The organism is Cupriavidus sp. OTU4054, assembly GCF_038440175.1.
GTDB classification, from domain to species: Bacteria; Pseudomonadota; Gammaproteobacteria; order Burkholderiales; family Burkholderiaceae; genus Cupriavidus; species Cupriavidus pauculus_D.
Genome location: NZ_JASATF010000003.1, coordinates 76,823 through 94,210 on the forward strand (window position 1 = coordinate 76,823; position 17,388 = coordinate 94,210).

At 66.2% G+C, this 17,388-nt stretch carries 18 protein-coding genes; 9 read left to right on the forward strand and 9 right to left on the reverse strand.

The window, feature by feature from the left end:
• Window positions 1-168: 168 nt before the first annotated feature.
• Entirely contained in the window at window positions 169-1,977 is a 1,809-nt protein-coding gene (locus AAHB16_RS05180; protein WP_150376720.1) for a sensor histidine kinase, read from the reverse strand.
• Window positions 1,974-2,720: a response regulator transcription factor gene (locus AAHB16_RS05185; RefSeq protein WP_191002299.1), complete on the reverse strand. Its 747-nt coding sequence runs from the start codon at window positions 2,718-2,720 to the stop codon at window positions 1,974-1,976. Before AAHB16_RS05185 ends, AAHB16_RS05180 begins: the two co-directional genes overlap by 4 nt.
• Before the next feature lie 308 nt (window positions 2,721-3,028).
• Between AAHB16_RS05185 and AAHB16_RS05190 the strand changes: the two genes are divergently transcribed.
• Complete coding sequence (locus AAHB16_RS05190) at window positions 3,029-3,400, forward strand: transposase (RefSeq protein ID WP_191002300.1); 372 nt, start codon at window positions 3,029-3,031, stop codon at window positions 3,398-3,400.
• On the opposite strand, the gene AAHB16_RS05195 is transcribed toward AAHB16_RS05190, so the two are convergent.
• Window positions 3,397-4,230: a hypothetical protein gene (locus AAHB16_RS05195; protein WP_150376726.1), complete on the reverse strand. Its 834-nt coding sequence runs from the start codon at window positions 4,228-4,230 to the stop codon at window positions 3,397-3,399. The genes AAHB16_RS05190 and AAHB16_RS05195 overlap by 4 nt on opposite strands.
• A 7-nt stretch (window positions 4,231-4,237) precedes the next feature.
• Here AAHB16_RS05195 and AAHB16_RS05200 point away from each other — a divergent pair, with 7 nt between their 5' ends.
• From AAHB16_RS05200 to AAHB16_RS05235, 8 genes are all read left to right on the forward strand, one after another.
• Window positions 4,238-4,783 carry a GspH/FimT family pseudopilin gene (locus tag AAHB16_RS05200; protein WP_191002301.1) on the forward strand — a complete coding sequence of 182 codons (546 nt, stop codon included), beginning with the start codon at window positions 4,238-4,240 and terminating at the stop codon, window positions 4,781-4,783.
• Window positions 4,780-5,259, forward strand: coding sequence for a prepilin-type N-terminal cleavage/methylation domain-containing protein (locus AAHB16_RS05205; protein ID WP_150376728.1), 480 nt, complete (start codon window positions 4,780-4,782; stop codon window positions 5,257-5,259). Before AAHB16_RS05200 ends, AAHB16_RS05205 begins: the two co-directional genes overlap by 4 nt.
• Window positions 5,256-5,960 carry a PilW family protein gene (locus tag AAHB16_RS05210; protein WP_191002302.1) on the forward strand — a complete coding sequence of 235 codons (705 nt, stop codon included), beginning with the start codon at window positions 5,256-5,258 and terminating at the stop codon, window positions 5,958-5,960. Before AAHB16_RS05205 ends, AAHB16_RS05210 begins: the two co-directional genes overlap by 4 nt.
• Window positions 5,953-6,495, forward strand: coding sequence for a pilus assembly PilX family protein (locus AAHB16_RS05215; protein WP_150376732.1), 543 nt, complete (start codon window positions 5,953-5,955; stop codon window positions 6,493-6,495). The genes AAHB16_RS05210 and AAHB16_RS05215 overlap by 8 nt, the downstream gene beginning before the upstream one ends.
• Window positions 6,495-9,806, forward strand: coding sequence for a pilus assembly protein (locus AAHB16_RS05220; protein ID WP_150376733.1), 3,312 nt, complete (start codon window positions 6,495-6,497; stop codon window positions 9,804-9,806). Before AAHB16_RS05215 ends, AAHB16_RS05220 begins: the two co-directional genes overlap by 1 nt.
• Window positions 9,803-10,285 carry a type IV pilin protein gene (locus AAHB16_RS05225; RefSeq protein WP_150377548.1) on the forward strand — a complete coding sequence of 161 codons (483 nt, stop codon included), beginning with the start codon at window positions 9,803-9,805 and terminating at the stop codon, window positions 10,283-10,285. The genes AAHB16_RS05220 and AAHB16_RS05225 overlap by 4 nt, the downstream gene beginning before the upstream one ends.
• 171 nt (window positions 10,286-10,456) lie before the next feature.
• Window positions 10,457-10,879, forward strand: coding sequence for a pilin (locus AAHB16_RS05230; protein ID WP_411859860.1), 423 nt, complete (start codon window positions 10,457-10,459; stop codon window positions 10,877-10,879).
• Window positions 10,880-10,961: 82 nt separating this feature from the next.
• Entirely contained in the window at window positions 10,962-11,438 is a 477-nt protein-coding gene (locus tag AAHB16_RS05235; RefSeq protein ID WP_150376735.1) for a pilin, read from the forward strand.
• Between the two features lie 86 nt (window positions 11,439-11,524).
• Here AAHB16_RS05235 and AAHB16_RS05240 read toward each other — a convergent pair whose 3' ends face one another.
• From AAHB16_RS05240 to AAHB16_RS05265, 6 genes are all read right to left on the reverse strand, one after another.
• Window positions 11,525-13,300 carry a type IV pilus secretin PilQ gene (locus AAHB16_RS05240; protein WP_342050288.1) on the reverse strand — a complete coding sequence of 592 codons (1,776 nt, stop codon included), beginning with the start codon at window positions 13,298-13,300 and terminating at the stop codon, window positions 11,525-11,527.
• Window positions 13,297-13,845: a pilus assembly protein PilP gene (locus AAHB16_RS05245; protein ID WP_150376737.1), complete on the reverse strand. Its 549-nt coding sequence runs from the start codon at window positions 13,843-13,845 to the stop codon at window positions 13,297-13,299. The genes AAHB16_RS05240 and AAHB16_RS05245 overlap by 4 nt, the downstream gene beginning before the upstream one ends.
• Complete coding sequence (locus AAHB16_RS05250) at window positions 13,842-14,474, reverse strand: type 4a pilus biogenesis protein PilO (protein WP_342050289.1); 633 nt, start codon at window positions 14,472-14,474, stop codon at window positions 13,842-13,844. The genes AAHB16_RS05245 and AAHB16_RS05250 overlap by 4 nt, the downstream gene beginning before the upstream one ends.
• Window positions 14,471-15,151, reverse strand: a complete 681-nt coding sequence (locus AAHB16_RS05255) for a PilN domain-containing protein (protein WP_150376739.1) — start codon at window positions 15,149-15,151, stop codon at window positions 14,471-14,473. Before AAHB16_RS05255 ends, AAHB16_RS05250 begins: the two co-directional genes overlap by 4 nt.
• On the reverse strand, window positions 15,148-16,188 hold the full coding sequence (pilM, locus tag AAHB16_RS05260; protein ID WP_150377550.1) for a type IV pilus assembly protein PilM: 1,041 nt from the start codon (window positions 16,186-16,188) through the stop codon (window positions 15,148-15,150). The genes AAHB16_RS05255 and pilM overlap by 4 nt, the downstream gene beginning before the upstream one ends.
• A 258-nt stretch (window positions 16,189-16,446) precedes the next feature.
• Entirely contained in the window at window positions 16,447-17,310 is an 864-nt protein-coding gene (locus AAHB16_RS05265; protein ID WP_150376740.1) for an MlaA family lipoprotein, read from the reverse strand.
• Between the last annotated feature and the right edge of the window lie 78 nt (window positions 17,311-17,388).

Below are 17,388 nucleotides of genomic sequence, written 5' to 3' on the forward strand. Positions count from 1 at the left end.
ATATCGCTCTCGTTGACATGTGTGAGGCTGCGCGCATTGGTTCCCGCGCTGACACAATTGTTGGCAATCGGTTTGCCCGAACTTCCCTAACATTCAGGCGCTGCGGACACCGCATCCGTAGTTTTTTGTGCCCGCGCCAGCCCGTCAAGCAGTTCTGGCGCGGGCACGTTATTTCACCGGCAGTACGATGGTGAACGTCGTGCCGACCCCCACCGTCGATCTGCATCGGATCTGTCCCCCCGCCTTCCTGACCGCCGCGCGCGCGAACGCCAGACCCAGACCGTTTCCGCTGGCGGGCGCGTCGCCGATCGCGGCTGTCGTCGCAAACCGCCGAAAGCGCTTGAAGATATGCGGCATGTCCTGCGGCCGGATGCCCGGCCCGCGATCGGCGATCGTGATCTCCACATGCCGGCGTGTCCGCCTGATACCGCATCGCACCGTGTCATGGCCGGGGCCATATTTGATCGCGTTGTCGAGCACGTTGAGGATCGCGCGAAACAGGCTGTCCGGCTCCGCGCGCACGGTGTAGGCCCGTCCCTCCGACGCTATCGACTCATCGGGCTGCAGCGTGATGCCGCGCTTCTGCGCCGCGACGGTCAGCGCGTCGATGGCATCGAGCAGGATCCCGTAGGCATCCACATCACTGGGCCGGTACTTCAGCACGTGCAGCTCGCTGAGCTGGACGAAATCATCGACCATCTTGAGCGTGCGGCGCGCGTGGGCCTCGATCTTCGCGAACAGGTCGGGCGTGGTCCGGTACGTCTCTGTAGTACGCGCCATGTCCAGCAACGCAAGGATGGAGGCCTGCGGGGAGCGCATATCGTGCGACAGGCTCGTCATCATCGCTTCCCGATGTCCCGCGAGCGTCGCGGCGCGCGGTCCCGCCAGCGACAGCAGCCCGCGCGCAAGGCCCTCCAACGGCGACACGTAGTGCCCGCGGAACAGCGTCAGCACGCCCGCCAGCGCGGCAAGGATGAGCCCGCTCACCACCGTGATGACGACCAGCGTATCTTCGTGGCGCGCGATATGCGCGTCGAGCTGTGTGGTAGCCGGTACCAGCGTGGCGTCGCGGAATCGCGCGATGGCGTCGGTCCCCTGTCTGTAGGCGGCGACGAAGTCCGCAGGCTGCACCGTCTGATGCACCGTGCGCTCGCCCGCATCGATCAGTTGCCGCGCATACATGTAGGCGTTGTGGAAGTACTCGTCGGTCACGGCGTCCGCGCTCGCCTGCAACTGCCCGCGATACGACTTGGTAACCATGCGCAGCGCGATCAGGTCGCGCAGCTGCATGACGCGGCCTTCCATGATCGCGATGCGTTCCCGATCGTCGCGCGTCAGGTGGCGGCCCATGACCAGTGGTTCGATCAGCAGCGAACCGAACCGCACCGCGTACTCGCGCATGTCCGCGACGATGCGCGCGAGGTGCAGCGGCTGCGCGGCGTCGGCATTGAATTCGGCGATGATCAGCGTGCATTGATTCAGCATCAGCTGGAACGGCTCGTTCGCCGCAATCATCCCGTGAATCGCATCGAGTGTCGCGCCGTGGACGCGCTGCAGCCGCTCGTCGGCATGCAATCTGTCCATCGCGGCGCGGGCTGGCACCAGCCGCGTGCGCACGAGCGCCATCGATGCGGCAAGGCTCGCACAGCGCGTGCAGCTGGTGCGGTCGAGTACGTGCTGGATGTTGCGCAGGCGTTCGTTCGTCACACTCCGCGCGAGTGCAAGCTGCTCGCGCCGCTGCACGGCCTGCTCGGGCGAGAGGCGGCCCAGTAGCGCGGTGCTGGCCTGGCGTTCGATCGACGCGGCTTCATAGGTCTGCAGAAGCGAGACGAACAGCGTCATCGCCTCGCGCGCCTGACGCAGCCGCGTGTAGTGCGCCAGCTCGTTCTGGATCGACCACACGATCGGCAGGCTGGACAGGCCCAGCACCATGATCCCCAGCAGCCAGTAACTGCCGGGCGTAGGCAGGCGGATCACCGCGAGGCGTCGCCGAAATGCGGATCGGGCGGCGGCAGCTCGCCGGCATGCGTCTGCGCGATCTCTAGCCGATAGCCGTGATTGTAGAGAGAGACGACGCGCAGTCCGTTCTCGGCGCGCAGCCCGAAACGCACGCGCAGGTTGCTGATATGCGCGTCCAGCGTGCGGGACTGCACCGTGTGGTTGCGGCCCCATACGGCGACGTGCAGACGCTCGCGCGAGACGATTTGACCCGCGTTCTCGAACAGCTCCCACGCGAGCGCGAATTCGGTGGCGGTGAGGTGAATGTCCTGCATGCCGCGCCGCGCGGCGCCCGAAACGCGGTCGAGCACGAACGCGCCGATGGTGATGCTCGACTGCGGGTCGTGTCCCTTGCGGCGCGTGGCCGACTCGATGCGCGCCAGCAGTTCGTCGCGATCCACGGGCTTTCGCACGAAGTCGTCCGCGCCGGAGCGGAGCGCGGTGGCGACATCGCGCCCTTCGTTCTTCTGCGTAAGGATGATGACGGGCGTGGCGCGGTGATGCCGCATCCTGGCCCAGGCGAGCACATCGATGCCGGACATGTCGGGCAGCATCCAGTCGAGGATCAGCACGTCGAACTTCTCTGTCTGCAAAGTGCGAATGAACGCGCGGCCCGTGCTGAACGTCGCGACATCGTGATTCGCGCCGTTCAACCATCGCGAGATCATGCTTGCCTGCACGGCGTCGTCTTCCAGCAGAGCGATATAGAGCCTGCCCCGCATTGAGCCTCCAGTGAGTGTCGATGGTGTGCTGCGCGAGTTTAACCAGAGCGGATGCGATTCTCCACATCGCGACTGTATTAGATGGTCACAGGCGCGATGCTGAAACATCAAGGTGCGTCAAGAATGACGATCGCTCCCCTCGTGGCCCGCATAGTGAAGCGGGACGTTCGTCGACCCGCGACGAAAGCCTGTCGGCGAGACGTCCTGTCGAGCGAGAGGGGATTTGGGGCCATGGCGACATGGCCTCCTTTTTTGAGTCCATGTCGCCATGGCCTCCTTTCATCTGCCACTACAAGGGAAATACGAACATGAATGAGGGAATCGTGGACGATGCACTCTGGGCACGCATCGCGCCGATCGTGATGCCATTCAGCAAGCCTCAGGCAGCGCGCGGCGGACGCGAGCCGGTTTCGGATCGCGCGGCGATCACGGGCATCCTGTACGTGTTGCGGACCGGCATTCGCTGGAATGCGCTGCCGCGCGATCTCGGGGTGGGCTCCGGGGTCAGTTGCTGGCGCCGCCTGCGTTACTGGCAGAGCATCGGCGTCTGGAGCATGGTGCAGGAAGTGCTGGGCGACAGCCTGCCGCAGGACGAGCAGGTGGACTTCTCGCGCACGCGGCGCGGCCGCAGGCTGTCCGAGAAAGACGGGGCCGCTCTCGGCCCCGGCGGCAACGGCTAGCCATCCACCATCCATGACGGTACCGGCTTGGTTTCGAAGTCCCGGATCACGGTGCCCGCATGATTGGTATGTACCGTCAGCATCTGGAATACCTGGCCACCGGTACTCGCATCGCCAACGGAGATCAGCGCCGCGAACTCGAGTTCGCCGGCGCCCACCTTCTTGCGGCCGATCAGCATGGCGAGCCGAAGGATATGGAGCGGCACGAAGGTATCCGGCCGGTCCATCTGCTCGAGCGCGCGTTGCGCGAGCAACAGCGGCGCGCTCCCCAGCTCGGTGAAGCGACGCCGCAACGCCGCGCGCGAGTCCTTGCCCAGCAATGCGCCGTATCCCCAGTTTCCGGCGCGCGTACGCGCGCGGACGCCGGGCTGCCATAGCTCTCCCATCACAAGCCGGGTTTCATTCGGGTCCGAGGGGGGCTCGTCGCCGCGCAGGCGCCAGATCTTGGCGGCCTGTCCCAGCAGGTCGAGCGCATAGCCGATCTGGCCGAACACGCGCTGGTAGCCGACGATGCAATCGATGTCGTCGTCGCAGACGGCAACGGCGTCGCGCGGCACGCTGGGATGACGAAGCTGGAAGCGACTCGGAGAGCCGGGGTACTTGCCGGACCAGGCGCGGGGCCTGTCCTCGTGTTCCGGGGGTCGGATGGACATTGGGTGGGTACTGGAAAGATAAGGGCGCGCGGCGATTGTGCGGCCACGCCATGCCCCGCCGATCGTCGCCGACACTTCTTTGCCTTTGCGCGGATCGTTCCCCACCTCAATTTTTCTCAAGGTTGCGAGTTCGCGGCGCGCGCGCCCTAAGCTTTCCGCCGTGAACATGTAGGACATGGCTGCGATGCGTAACGAACACGGCTTCACGCTGATCGAACTGCTGGTGGGACTGATCGTCATGGCGATGCTCGCGGTCTTTGCCATGCCGAGGCTTGGCGCGCTGGTACAGGGCAACCGCGTCGACGCGATGGTGGGCGACGCCGCCGCGGAGGTGGCGTTTGCCCTCAGCGAGGCGGCGCGGCGCGGGCTGCCGGTGACGGTGTGCCCGGCGGCGGGCGCGGCCGATGCCTGCGATGCCGGTGGCGCCTGGAAGGACGACTGGATGATCTTCGTGGATGTGAATGGCGATGGCCGCTTCGATGCCGGCGACAAGCTTCTGCGGCGGCGCGGTGGCTGGGGGCATGGCGTATCCATCGGCGCGCATGCGACCTATGCGCGGCTGCCCCGCCTGACCGCCGACGTGGACGGCATGTTCACCGGCTTGCCCGCGAACGCGCGCCTGGTCTTCGACGTGCCGGCCGCGTTCACGGATATCACGCGATGCCTGCGTTTCAGCAACGTCGAGGCGGAGTCCGTGACGGTCAGGAGCGGCAAGGGAGCCTGCGCATGATGGCGCACGGTACACCGCGCATGGGCGGCTTCTCGCTGATCGAGGCGCTGATCGCACTGCTGCTCACGTCCATACTTGCCGTCGTCTTCATGCGCATGATGGGCGTGTCGCTGCTGCGCACGCAGGAGTCGCGCACGCGTGCCTATGCCATCCACCAGATGCAGAGCCTCGCGGCGGCGATATCGGCGAACCGGGCCTACTGGGCGAGCGGTTCGGCCACGCCCGTGGCCCTTCGCTTGCCCATGGCCAAGAGCGCGTCCGACTGTGCCGCGGGCGAGTGCGATCCGGCCCGGCTGGCGCGCTTCGACATGACGCGCTGGGGCAATGATCTTTCAAGGCGGCTCAGCGGCGTGGAAGGAAGCGCGTCGTGCGAACCCGTCAGCGGGCAAACGGTATGCACTATCACGGTGTCGTGGCGCGAGCGCGGCGCGTCGGCGGGCACGACGTCGTCGCAGTCCATGCGATTCGTGCCATGAAGCGCGCGGCAAGCCGGGGCCACTCGCTTGTGTCGATGCTGGTGGGCATGACGGTCGGCCTGATCGTCATGGGCGTGCTGTTCGGCATCTTCGTCAGCCTGAAGACATCGTATCGCGCGCAGACGCAACTGGCGCGGCTGACTGCCTCGGAAATGCGCGTCATGGATCGGCTTGCGCAGGTCGTGCAAACCGCGGGCTTCTACCCCTCCGATGAATACAACGGCGTTCCCCGCGCGCAGTTCAATGCGGTGGATGTGTGGAAGCAGGGACAGGCGATCGGGGGCGCCAGCGGCGCCAGCAGCGATGTCCTGCGCACGCGCCTTCGTATCGGCAGGAGCGAGACCGTCCGCGATTGTGGCGGTGACCAGCTTCCACAGGTCAATGTGGCATCCATGTACGTACAGACCGTTCGGGTCGGCGCAGCCGGAAAACTCGAATGCGAAGTGTCCGCAACCGTCGGCCCATACCGGCGCGTCTACACGCTGGCGGAAGCCGTTTCGCACTTCAGGGTTCGTTACGGATTGGACCGCGACGGGGACGAGAGCGTCGAGCGCTATCTCGATGCGACGGGGGTGGAAGGCGCCCGGGCCTGGAGCGAGGTCGTGACCGTGCGGTTCGATCTGAAGCTCGCACACGGACTCTCCAGCGGCGACGTCCCGCAGGAATTGACACAGGTGGTGAAGGTGACCAATCGTGAGTAGATCGATGCAACGCCGCGGCGGGGGTTTCGTGCTGCTGTTCGCGCTGTTCCTGACCATTGCGCTCGGCGCCCTTGGCGTCGCGATATTGCGCAACGTACCCGTGCGGGAACGCATCGCCGGCAATGTCACCGACAAGCAGCGCGCGTTGCGCGCCGCGGAGGATGCCATGCGATACGCCGAAATGTGGCTCGTGCGGGAGCAGGGCGATGCCGCGATGGCATGCGCGGGCGCGATCCACGCGGGCACCTCGCGACCGCGCGTCTGCACGAATGCACTCGCGTCCCCCGCCAGCCCGCCCTGGCCGGAACGGATCGAGTACCTGCCGCTACCCGGCAACCAGCCGGACGCGAATGCGCCATCGCGTAGCGCGATCCATATCGCCCAGGGTGGCACCTCGGCCGGTGGCACGCGGCGCCTGTTCAGAATCACGACCGTGGGCTACGGCCCGAATGGCGCCGTCGGCAACGGGGCCGTCGTCGTGTTGCGCAGTGCCTTCGCGCTGACCACGGGCGCCCGTAACCTTGGAGCACAGTAATGCGCAGCACAGTCATGCGGCATCGCCGGTCTTTCGTCTCGCTGGCCTGCCTCGCGTTGCTCGCCATCGGCAATACGGCCCGCGCGCAGGCGGGTGCCGCGGGCGCGAGCAGCGTGCAGTTCATCGACGACGACCTGACGGGAAAGGCCTCGCGCTACGACTGGATACCGCTGGCGGGTGCGTGCCTGACCGCGGGCGACGGTACCGGCGCGATTCCCGCCTGCCAGGGGCACGACTACTACCGGGGAAAGCAGCAGGTCGGCGGGACGAGCGGGCGATTACCCGATTCGCCCGGCGCGGGCGCGCTGCGTCTCACGAATGGCGATTACCGATCGCGCGGCAGCAACGGCGACGGCCAGCGTGGCGCGGTCCTGTCGAAGTTTACGTTTCCAAACCACGACGGCATCGAACTGGCGTTCACCACGGTGACGTATGGCGGCGACGGACATGATCGTACGGGCGCGGACGGCATCAGTTTTTTCCTCGCGGATGGCAGCCTTCCGCCGTCGATCGGCGCGCCCGGCGGAGCGCTCGGCTATAGCTGTGGGAACGGTTCCTCGGAGAACGATGGCGTGGCAGGCGCCTATCTTGGCATCGGCATCGACGAATACGGCAACTTCTCGAATTCCAGAGAGACGACAAATACGGGGGTCGGCCGCAGGCCGAACCACATCGTGGTACGCGGAGCGGGGGACACCAACTGGGCGGGGCTCGTCAGGCAGTTTCCGCAGACCTACTCGCTGGCCAACGATGGCCTTCGCAGTTCGCAGGTGCGTGATGCCTGCAAGACCGGCAAGGCCGGGGACAGCGGTCGCACGGCCTTGTCGAATTATCCGTTGCTGAAGTCGGTCTCGCTGCCCAGCGTCATGGCGAACCAGCAAGGCGTGGCGATGCCAACGCGCGGCAACGCGCAGCCCATTACCTACTCGCTGCGCCTGAGCCAGCACGGCAGCCTCAGTCTGCATTACAGCTACAACGGCGGCATCGCCAAGCCGCTTTTCGAGGATTACGACATCGCGTCGAAGAATGGCACACCCCCCGCCACGCTGCGCTTCGGCTTCGCGGCCAGTACCGGCCAAGGCAGCAACGTCCATGAAATCACGTGCTTCAAGGCCAGGCCGGCAACGCGCTCCGAAACCAGCGCCGCGCAGGGGACGGATCCCGCGCGGCGGACCGACGGCGGTCCGCAGTTCTATTTCACCGCGCATGACGAGCGTTACTGGACGGGGGCGCTGACCGCCTACGGCGTGACCGCGCGGCAGGACGGCCGCATCCAGCTCGAGGAGCGTCCGCGCTGGGATGCATCGTGCCGGCTCACCGGCGGCAAGTGCGACGGCGTGGTCGGGACCGCGGCCGGGGTCGTGCCGGGCGATCGGACCGTGCTGACCTGGAACGGCGCGCAGGGTGTTCCCTTCCGCTGGCATTCGCTGTCGGACGCGCAACGCGCCGCGCTGGGCCCGGTCAACGCGGGAGAGGCATCCGGCGAGCGGGCACTCGATTACCTGCGCGGTTCGCGCCAGGACGAAATCGGCAGGGCCGCGGGCGGCACGCTTCGCAAGCGGCAAGGCTTGCTCGGCGACATCAGCCATTCGAGCCCGAGCTGGGTCGGCGCCCCCGGCGCGTCCTATGATGGCCCATGGTGGGACCGGCGGCATGCCTCGGAGCAGGCAGGCGAGCCCGATGGCAGCTACGCGGCCTTCAAGGCGCGCCACGCGCAGCGGCAACACATGGTGTATGTCGGCGCCAATGACGGGCTCCTGCACGGGTTTCGCGCGGGAGGCGGCCAGCCCATCCAGAACGACGGCGTGGAAGCGCTCGCCTATATGCCGTCGCCCGTGGTCGACGTGGTGCGCGCACGCACGGAAAGCTACGACCTGACCTCGCCACAGTACGCGCACAACCTGTTCGTCGATGCGACGCCCGCTTCCGGCGATCTGTACTATGCCGGCGCATGGCATACGTGGCTCGTGGGCGGACTCGGCGGCGGCGCGCGCGTCGACGGACCCATCGCGGACGACACCACGTCCACCAGCGGGATGATCTATGCGCTCGACGTTACCGATCCATCCACCTTCCGCGAAGGCAACGCGGCCGCGGTGGTGCTTGGCGAATGGTCGTCGTCACGATTGAACGCGGACGGCATCTGCAACGTCACGCAGTGCGGCGGGCATCTCGGCATGGTGCACGGCAAGCCGCTGATCCGGCGGCTGCACAACGGCAAATGGGCGGTGCTGTTCGGCAACGGGTACAACAGCGCGCATGGATCCGCGGGGCTGTTTGTCATGATCGTGGATCCCGGAAAGGGGGCGGGCGCGGCAACGTTCCACTATCTCGATACGGGCCACGGGCGTGCCCAGGACCCGCTGAAGCTGCAGCGCAGGAATGGCATCGTCGAGGTCACGGCGGCAGACTTCGACGAGGACCACATCACCGACTTTGTCTATGCCGGCGACCTGTTCGGCAATGTCTGGCGCTTCGACCTGACCGACAGCGATCCCGGCAAATGGCGCGTCCGGGCGGCGCCGCTCTATGCGACGGGCGGTCAGCCCATCTCGACGAGCATCCTGGCGGCCGCCACGCCCGCGTCCGGATCGAAGCCCCGCGTGATGTTGATCTTCGGCACCGGCAGGCGCTACGAGCAGACGTTGTCCGCGGGCAGCGCATACTCGCCCGGGCAGCATGGCATGCATGGCGTCTGGGACGGCGACCTCGATAGCTGGAACACGGGCATTCACCCGGCCTTCCAGTACGCGTCGCGATCCATGTCGGGCACGCTGACCGCCGCGGATCTGCAGGTGCAGACCATCAGCCGGCTGGCCACCGTGCCGGGCGCGCCGGAATTGCGCGCGGTCAGTACGGAGCAGGTGTGCTGGAAGGCCGATGGGGCATGCCGCGTCGCGAGGTCGGGGTGGAGGCTCGAACTGACCGCGACGGACGAGCAGATCCTCCATGATCCCACCATGGTCGGCAGCATGGTGCTCTTCAACACGCGTATTCCGCCCGCTTCGGGTTCCACGGGCCAATTGTCGTGTACCAGGCCCGAGGCCATCGGCTATTCGATGGCCGTCCGCCTCGACAGCGGCGGCGCGAGCGCGCGCTCGTTCTTCGACGTGCCTGAACTCGGCGCGACGCCGGCGATCACGGTGAGTGGCATCAGCCTCGATGGCGCCGGTACGCCGACCACATTCACGATGAATGGCAAGACCTACATGGTGCAGCAGACGGAGAAGGGCGTCGGAAAGCTCAACGAGATCCATCCCGACCTCGGCGAGCGCAAAGGCAGACGCATCAACTGGGCGAGGCTGCGATGAGCGCGGACGACCGCGCGCGTGCCGGCCCTGTGCCGCGCGGCTTCACGCTGATCGAAATGCTCACCGTGGTGGTGATCCTCGGCGTGCTGACGGCCATCGCCATGCCGCTCTACCGCGAGCATGCCTCCGCGGCGCGCCGGGCCTATGCGCGGGCAACGCTGATGGATATCGCCGCGCGGCAGGCCCGTTATATGGCCCTGCAGGGCGTGTATGCGGACAAGGCGGGACAGCTGGGCCTGCCGGGAAGGTTCCCGCTCGACGTGCTCGACGGTCAGCCCGGCGGGCCATTGCCAGCCGGCGCGCGGCGGGTGGTGTGGTATCGCGTATCGATGACGTTGCGGAACAACGGCGAGGGCTACATTGCCAGCGCCCAACCCGTCGACGGACAGCGCGACGACCGGTGCGGCACCTTTACGCTCGACGACGCCGGCCGGCAATCGACCTTCGGCGGCAGCCTGCGTCCGTCGGAGTGCTGGTAGCCCGCGCGATTCTCAAAATTTCCCAATAACGCGAGATGCATTGCCCCTGCGTGATGTCATGAACATCGCCGATCGGCATTGGGCCGATCGTCCTTGTTCATTGCCTTTTTTTCTTTGGGGGTCATCATGTATTTCTCGCGTACCACTCGCTCGGTACAAACCGGCTTCACCATGATCGAACTGATGGTCGTGGTGGCCATCATCGGCGTGCTCGCCGCCATCGCCGTGCCGCAGTATCAGGACTACACCTCCCGTACGCAGATGACGCGCGCGCTCGGTGAACTGTCCGCCTACAAGACCGGTGTCGAAGATCACCTGCTGCGCGGGGAGACCGCGATCATCAGCAAGGACATCGGCTATGTGCAGTCGAACCTCACGGCGGTGTACGACCCGAACGCGGCGTCGCTGTGGAAGTACGACACGGCGACAAAGACCGGCACGCTGAAAGTGACGATGGGTCAGCGGGCAAACACCTCGGTCAATGGCGCGACCATCGAACTCAACCGGGCAGCGGACGGCACGTGGACCTGTGTCATCAAGCCCGCGACGATGGACGGCTGGAAGGACTCGTACAAGCCTTCGAACTGCACCTGATCTCCCGCACCACGGTGACACGGTTCGCGCCGTGTCACCCGTCTCCCCTTTCCCCTCTTTCCCACCTCTGAAAGTCGAAACCATGTTTGCAAGCCGTACACCCACGGCCCAGGCCGGCTTTACGCTGATCGAGCTGATGGTCGTGGTGGCCGTGATCGGCATTCTTGCCGCGATCGCCGTGCCGCAGTACCAGGAATACACCGCACGCACCCAGATGACACGCGCGGTGTCCGAACTCGCCGCCTACAAGACGGCGGTGGAAGATCACCTTGGCCGCGGCATCACCAGGCCCACGAGCATCGATCTCGGCTATGTGGATTCCACCCTTGCCGGTGCGATCAGGACGGACGGCCTGTGGACCTATACACCGTCGGCCAAGACCGGCTATCTGAGGATCAACCTGGGCGGACGCGCCAGCAACGTGATCCATGGCGCCGCCATCCGGCTCGACCGCAGCGCGGAAGGGGCGTGGCGGTGCACCGTTACGCCGCCGGCGAATGCCGTGGCATGGCGGGCGTCTTATGTGCCCGCCGATTGCACGGTCGCCGCGTCGCCTTGACCGCGTCGCCTTGATGAAGCGGCGCGGCATGGAAAAAGCCGGTAGCGAAACATCGCTACCGGCTTTTTTGTTGTCCGGATGGGGGGCTATCGCGCGTTGGCGAACTTCGGCTCCAGTTCGAGGTCGGCGTGCACGCGTGGCGTCAGGAACACCAGCAGCTCCTTCCGGTTCTTGACGCGTGCATCGTTCTTGAACAGGTAGCCGATCAGCGGCAGATCGCCCAGCAGTGGCACCTTGGTCTCCTGCTTGCGGTCGTCCTCCATGAAGATGCCGCCGATCATGACGGTACCGCCGTTGTCCACCAGCACCTGTGTGCGCACATGCTTGGTGTCGATCGCGATGCCGCTCGACGTTGCGATGCCGGGGCTGTCCTTGTTGACGTCCACATCGAGGATGACCTTGCCCTCGGGGGTGATCTGCGGCGTGACCTCGAGCTTGAGGTTGGCCTTCTTGAAGCTCACCGACGTGGCACCGCTCGACGTGGCCGACTGGTAGGGCAGCTCGGTACCCTGCTCGATCAACGCCTTGATATTGTCGGCCGTGACGACGCGCGGGCTCGAGATGATCTTGCCCTTGCCGTCGGCCTCGAGTGCGGAGATTTCGAGGGCAAGGAAGCGGCTCGCGTTTGCATTGAACAGGCTGAATGCCAGCGCGGCGGGGTTCGAGCCCAGCAACGCGCCCGCCGGAAAGCTGATGGCGGGCGCGCCCGTCGTCGCGTCGCCCCCTCCGCTACCGCCACCGCCGTTACCGGCACCGAATGTCGGCACGACGTTGCCATACTCGCTGCCATAGTTGGCACCGTTGGACCGCGCGGCAAAGCCGAGCTTCACGCCGAGGTTGCGGCTGAAGTCGTCGTTGGCCTCCACGATGCGCGCTTCGATCAGAACCTGGCGCACGGGGATATCGATCTTGGCGATAAACGCGCGCACCTCTTCGAGCTTGCTGGCCACGTCGGAGACGAACAGCTGGTTCGTGCGGATATCGGCCGTCAGCGCGCCGCGCTTCGACAGCATGCGCAGCGCGCCCTGCGCGCCGCCTTCTCCGACCAGCATCCGCCGTATATCGTCGGCGCGCTGGTAGTTCATGCGAAAGACCTCGCTGCGCAGCGGTTCGAGTTCGCTGACCTGATGCCGCGACTCGAACTCGAGCTTCTCCTTCTCCGCGAGTTCCATCTTCGGCGCGATCCAGATCACGTTGCCGTTGCGGCGGGAATCGAGCCCCTTCGCGTCGAGCACGATCTGTAGCGCCTGATCCCACGGCACATCGTTGAGCCGCAGCGTGAGGTTGCCCTGCACCGAGTCGCTGGTGATGATGTTGAGGCCCGTGAACTCGCCGAACACCTGTAGCAGGGAACGCACCGAGACATTCTGGAAGTTCAGCGTCATGCGCTGCCCCGCGAACGACGACGAGGCGGCATCCTTCCGCGCCGCGGTGGCGGTGATGCCCGGGGTTGCCGCCAGCGCCGCGGGCGTATCCAGCGTGACGATCAGCTTGTTGTCCTGGACCGCGGTGTGATACGGCACCGAGCGCTTGAGATCGAGCACGACGCGCGTGCGGCCGCCGGTCTCCACGACATCCGCGCCATTGAGGAGCCGGTTATCGTACTTGTAGCGCGCGCGGCCCGCGGCGAACCCCGTATCGTCGAAGTCGAACGCGATGCGCGCGGGTTTCTCGGTGATGAAGTCGAGCGGCTTGCCCACGATGGCGGACTGCATCTCGATGACAAACGTGGTCTGGCCGCTCTGTTCGGTGGACTCCACCTGCCTGACAAAATTGCTCTGTGCAAACGCCACGTGCGCGGCTAGCGCGGGAGTGAGCGCCGCGCCTGTTCCAAGCACGCGCCGCCAGCGACGGGATTTCATGATGAGGATGCCTCCAGCTTCAGACTAGTCATTTGTTCCTTCCAATCGGTTTCGCCTTCGAGAACCAACTCGCGCAGCGCGATCTCCTGATCGGTAATGCGCGTGACACGGCCATGGCGCAGGCCCATGTGTTGCCCCACGCCGACGTGGTGGAGCTGATCGCCGATGCGCAGAACGGCCACCTTCCTGCCGCCGCGTTCCAGCACGCCGACCATCTGGATGGACTCGAGCGGAAAGTCCTCGAGGGGCTCGCGGCGGCGCTCGGCTTCGGGATGAGAACTGGCCGAACGCGCGGGCGCGGCGAGGCGCGCGATCGCGAACGGATCGATATCGGTGGGGGAGACAGGCGCCTGCGCGGGCGTGGTCGGCAATGCGGCGAGCTCGGCCGGTTCTCCCGCGGAGGCACGTTTCGTGGTGTCGAGCCATTTGCGCAGCTTCTCTTCGTCCGAGGTCTGGCAGGCGGTCAGCGCGAACGTGGCGAGCACGCCGGCGCACAGCCTGCGGAAGCGCGGCACGAGGGAGCGGTGTGGATCGCCGGACATCATTGCTTGCCCTCCGCCTGCGCGGAACGTTCGCCCGATTCGAGCAGGCGATAGGCAATGACATCGGCCTCCATGGCCAGTGCGCCGGACTTGTTGTGCTGGATGGCGATATCGCGCATCGAGACGATGCGCGACATCGTGGCAAGGTCGCCGGAGAAGCCCGCGAGGTCCGCGAAACGGCCCGTCACGCGAATGCGGATCGGAATCTCCGCGAAGCTGCTCGCGATGCGCGCCACCTCGGGCTTGAACAGTTCGAACTGCAGGCCGCGCAGCAGACCCGCATGGTTGATATCCGCGAGCAGCGCGTCCATTTCCGTACGGCCCGGCAACTGCCGCTCCGCGGCGGCCACGCGCAGCGCGACTTCTTCCTTCCGTGCGCGCAGCGCGGGAAGATTCGCGATCTGGCGAATCCGTACGCGATACGATTCGCGCAGCGTCTCGTGCTCGGCGCGCATGCGCTGCAGCGCGTCCATGCCGTCGCCGATCAGCAGGAACCAGCCCGCGGCGAATGTCGCCAGGCCTGCGCACACCGACAGCGCGGCGCGCGGCGCCGCCTCCCAGCTGGCCGGGTCCCGCACATCGAGGTCGCGAAACTGGGCAATCAGTTCGCCAAGGTAAGCAGGGATCTTCATGAGCGTGTGTCGTCGGCGGTTTTCTGCGGGCCGTCGTGGGTGAACCGGACGGTGAAATCGAAGGTGGTACGGCGTGCGGGGCGCGCGCCGCCGGCGCCGTCGGTCGTGCTGGTGCGCGACTCCATCAGTTGCGGATCGCGAACGCCGGCCGTCCGGCCCATGTTCGCGAGCAATGCGGAGATCTCCTGGTTGGAGGCAGAGACGCCTGTCAGCGTCACGACGCCGGCTTTCTGCGCCAGCGTCGAGACGTAGACGGTGGGCGGCACGAAGTCCGTCAGCTGCGCAAGCAGCAGGGGCGCCTGCATGCGTTCGCGCTGCAGGACCGCGATGGCGCTCTGGCGCGCCAGAAGCACCTGCATTTCCTCCTCGAGCGTGCGGATTTCGCCGACCCGGTTGTCGATTTCGCGCAGTTCCTCGTTGAGGACGGTGTTGAGCCGGGCCACGTTGTCCGTCGCATGCGTCACCACGGTCTGCGCGGCGAGCAGTCCCACGATCGCGATGCCACAGGCGATGGCGAGCATGACGGCCGCCTCGCGGCGCTGGGCCTGTCGCAACTGATCGCGATAGGGCAGCAGATTGATGCTGTCCACGATGGGCAGTGCATTCATCGTCCCGCTGCCGGCGCCCATGGCGGTGGTCGGCGCCGCTAACGAAGGTGTGGCCGATGTCGGTTTCATGGGTGCGCGACTCCGCGAAGACCCAGGCCCGCGCCGACGATCTGCGCGGGCAGATCGCGCTCGAAGTAGCGCGGATTGACATGCCGGCCGATGGTCATGTGCGCGAATGGATCGAAGATCTCGGTGGCGATGCGCGTCTGCGCCTGCACGGCTTCGTCGAGACCCGGCAGCGATGCATGGCCGCCGCACAGCAGGATGTGATCGACGGCGCCGAGCGTGGAGCGCGCCGCGAAGCTGCTGATGGCGCTCTGGACTTCCATCGCCAGCAGTTCGAGGGACGGCTTGAGGATCTGCACGCGCCATTCGCGTGGCAGCGTGTTCTTTCGCTTGTGGATCTCCGCCTTGCGCATGTCCTGGCGAAATGCGCGCGCGCAGCTTTCGGTCAGCTGTTCGCCGGTGCTGTTGATCTGCTCCCGATGCACGGGCGTGGTGCCCTGATAGAACAGCGCGGCAGAGCGGGTGGCGCCGAGGTGGACGAGGACCTCGATGCCGGGCCGCGCCTGGCCGTCGGCGAGAACGCGGGCACGCGATGCCATCAGGCGATGGATCGACATTTCTTCCACTTCGATGGCGACCGGCTTGAGACCGGCCATTTCCGCGGCGAAGATGCGCTCTTCCACGGAGTCGCGCCGCGCGGCAACCACCTGCACCGTCAGGCTCTTGGTATCGCGGTTGTGCGCGATGACGCCGTGGTCGTAATTGATCGGCTCCGACGGCGGATAGAGCCGCTGCGCTTCGTGCTCGACCTCCACGCTGAATTCGTCGTGGCTGAGGTTGTCCGGCAGCGACACCGTGGAGCATTCGGTCAGCGAATGCGGCAGCGCGAGCGTGGCCGTGTTCGTATGGATGCGGGCCTTGCGCAACGCGCTGGCAAGCGCCTTCGCCACGGCATCGACCTGCACGAGGCTGCCGTTGACGACGGCGCCTTTCTCCAGCAGCTCGCTGGCACAACGGTGCAGCGTCATGGCGCGGCCGCCGCGCGCGGCCGATATCTCGACTACCTTGACGCTGGACGCGCCGATGTCAACGCCGACCATCGTATGGCGGCGCAAGGGGACCGGCAGGAATGACGACACGGATTAACCTCGCATGAGTAGGGCATCGAATCGGGTTCGAGCCTATGCGAAGGGTCGTGCGTGTCGGCGGGGCTTGGGACAACTTTAGATTGCCGCTGCCGAGCGGAATCTCAAGTTGTCAAAAGGGAAGGGGAGCGAGGCGGCGTTGCGCCGAGAATGGCGGCTGCTTTGCGGTCCCGACAGCGTTCTCCCGTCGTGCTGTCGGGACCTTTTTCGTCGTTACTGCCTGGGCGTTTCCGAGGAATCCGCGGGCGTGGTCGTCGACTTCACCGGGGCCGGCGCCGCCGGTGCGGACGCCGCGCCCGGCGCACCGCCGAACGCGCCCGCGGCGGGCGCCGCGTCGTCGTCCTCGTCCTCGTACGCGGGCAGCTTGCCACTGCCGCTTTCGATCAGGTACTGGCGCCGCTGCCTGTAGGCATCGCGCACGAACGCATACTTGTCGAGCGCCGCCTGCGAGAGCAGGTCGGTAGCACCCAGCAGGTTCGCGCGGGTGCTCACCACGTTCACGCCGAACAGCGAGTTACGCCACGCCGGGTCCAGATAGTGCGCGGGATCGAGATAGAAGCTCGCGCCAAGGCCGACGCCATCGCGGAACGAGCTCGGACCGAACAGCGGCAGCACGAGGTACGGACCCGAGGGCACGCCCCACACGCCGAGCGTCAGGCCGAAGTCCTGCGAATGCTTGCTCAGGCCCGCCGGCGTCGCGATATCGATCAGGCCGCCGATGCCGAGCACCGAGTTGATGGCTACGCGCATCAGCGTTTCCGCGGCTTCCACGCCCTTGCCCTGCAGCACATTGTTGGCAAAGTTGCCGACATCCGCGAGGTTCGAGAAGAAATTCGTCACCGCCGTGCGCGCCGGTTCCGGTGTCACCTTCTGGTAGCCCTTCGCGATCGGCACCGCGACGTACTGGTCCACGGTGTCGTTGACCTTGAAGACGACGCGGTTCATCGGTTCGAGCGGATCGTCCTTGTTGGCCTGTGGGCCGGAGGCACAGCCGGATGCGAGGAGCGCGGCGGCCGTCAGCGCGGCGGCAGCCAGCGGACGGGAGGTGGTGGGAAAGGATGCGAGACGGGCGGGCATGGAGTACACGAGGATCGGTGATTTTTTTGTTATGGGGTGCCGGTGCGCAAGAATCAAGCGTGCGCACACATCAACGGC

Coding starts and splice junctions, on each gene's coding strand:
- AAHB16_RS05205 (WP_150376728.1), top strand. CDS start 4,780: ATGATGGCGCACGGTACACCGCGCATGGGCGGCTTCTCGCTGATCGAG.
- AAHB16_RS05185 (WP_191002299.1), bottom strand. CDS start 2,720: ATGCGGGGCAGGCTCTATATCGCTCTGCTGGAAGACGACGCCGTGCAG.
- AAHB16_RS05250 (WP_342050289.1), bottom strand. CDS start 14,474: ATGAAGATCCCTGCTTACCTTGGCGAACTGATTGCCCAGTTTCGCGAC.
- AAHB16_RS05190 (WP_191002300.1), top strand. CDS start 3,029: ATGAATGAGGGAATCGTGGACGATGCACTCTGGGCACGCATCGCGCCG.
- AAHB16_RS05265 (WP_150376740.1), bottom strand. CDS start 17,310: ATGCCCGCCCGTCTCGCATCCTTTCCCACCACCTCCCGTCCGCTGGCT.
- AAHB16_RS05230 (WP_411859860.1), top strand. CDS start 10,457: ATGATCGAACTGATGGTCGTGGTGGCCATCATCGGCGTGCTCGCCGCC.
- AAHB16_RS05255 (WP_150376739.1), bottom strand. CDS start 15,151: ATGAAACCGACATCGGCCACACCTTCGTTAGCGGCGCCGACCACCGCC.
- AAHB16_RS05195 (WP_150376726.1), bottom strand. CDS start 4,230: ATGTCCTACATGTTCACGGCGGAAAGCTTAGGGCGCGCGCGCCGCGAA.
- AAHB16_RS05245 (WP_150376737.1), bottom strand. CDS start 13,845: ATGATGTCCGGCGATCCACACCGCTCCCTCGTGCCGCGCTTCCGCAGG.
- AAHB16_RS05210 (WP_191002302.1), top strand. CDS start 5,256: ATGAAGCGCGCGGCAAGCCGGGGCCACTCGCTTGTGTCGATGCTGGTG.
- AAHB16_RS05200 (WP_191002301.1), top strand. CDS start 4,238: ATGCGTAACGAACACGGCTTCACGCTGATCGAACTGCTGGTGGGACTG.
- pilM (WP_150377550.1), bottom strand. CDS start 16,188: ATGGTCGGCGTTGACATCGGCGCGTCCAGCGTCAAGGTAGTCGAGATA.
- AAHB16_RS05235 (WP_150376735.1), top strand. CDS start 10,962: ATGTTTGCAAGCCGTACACCCACGGCCCAGGCCGGCTTTACGCTGATC.
- AAHB16_RS05240 (WP_342050288.1), bottom strand. CDS start 13,300: ATGAAATCCCGTCGCTGGCGGCGCGTGCTTGGAACAGGCGCGGCGCTC.
- AAHB16_RS05225 (WP_150377548.1), top strand. CDS start 9,803: ATGAGCGCGGACGACCGCGCGCGTGCCGGCCCTGTGCCGCGCGGCTTC.
- AAHB16_RS05220 (WP_150376733.1), top strand. CDS start 6,495: ATGCGCAGCACAGTCATGCGGCATCGCCGGTCTTTCGTCTCGCTGGCC.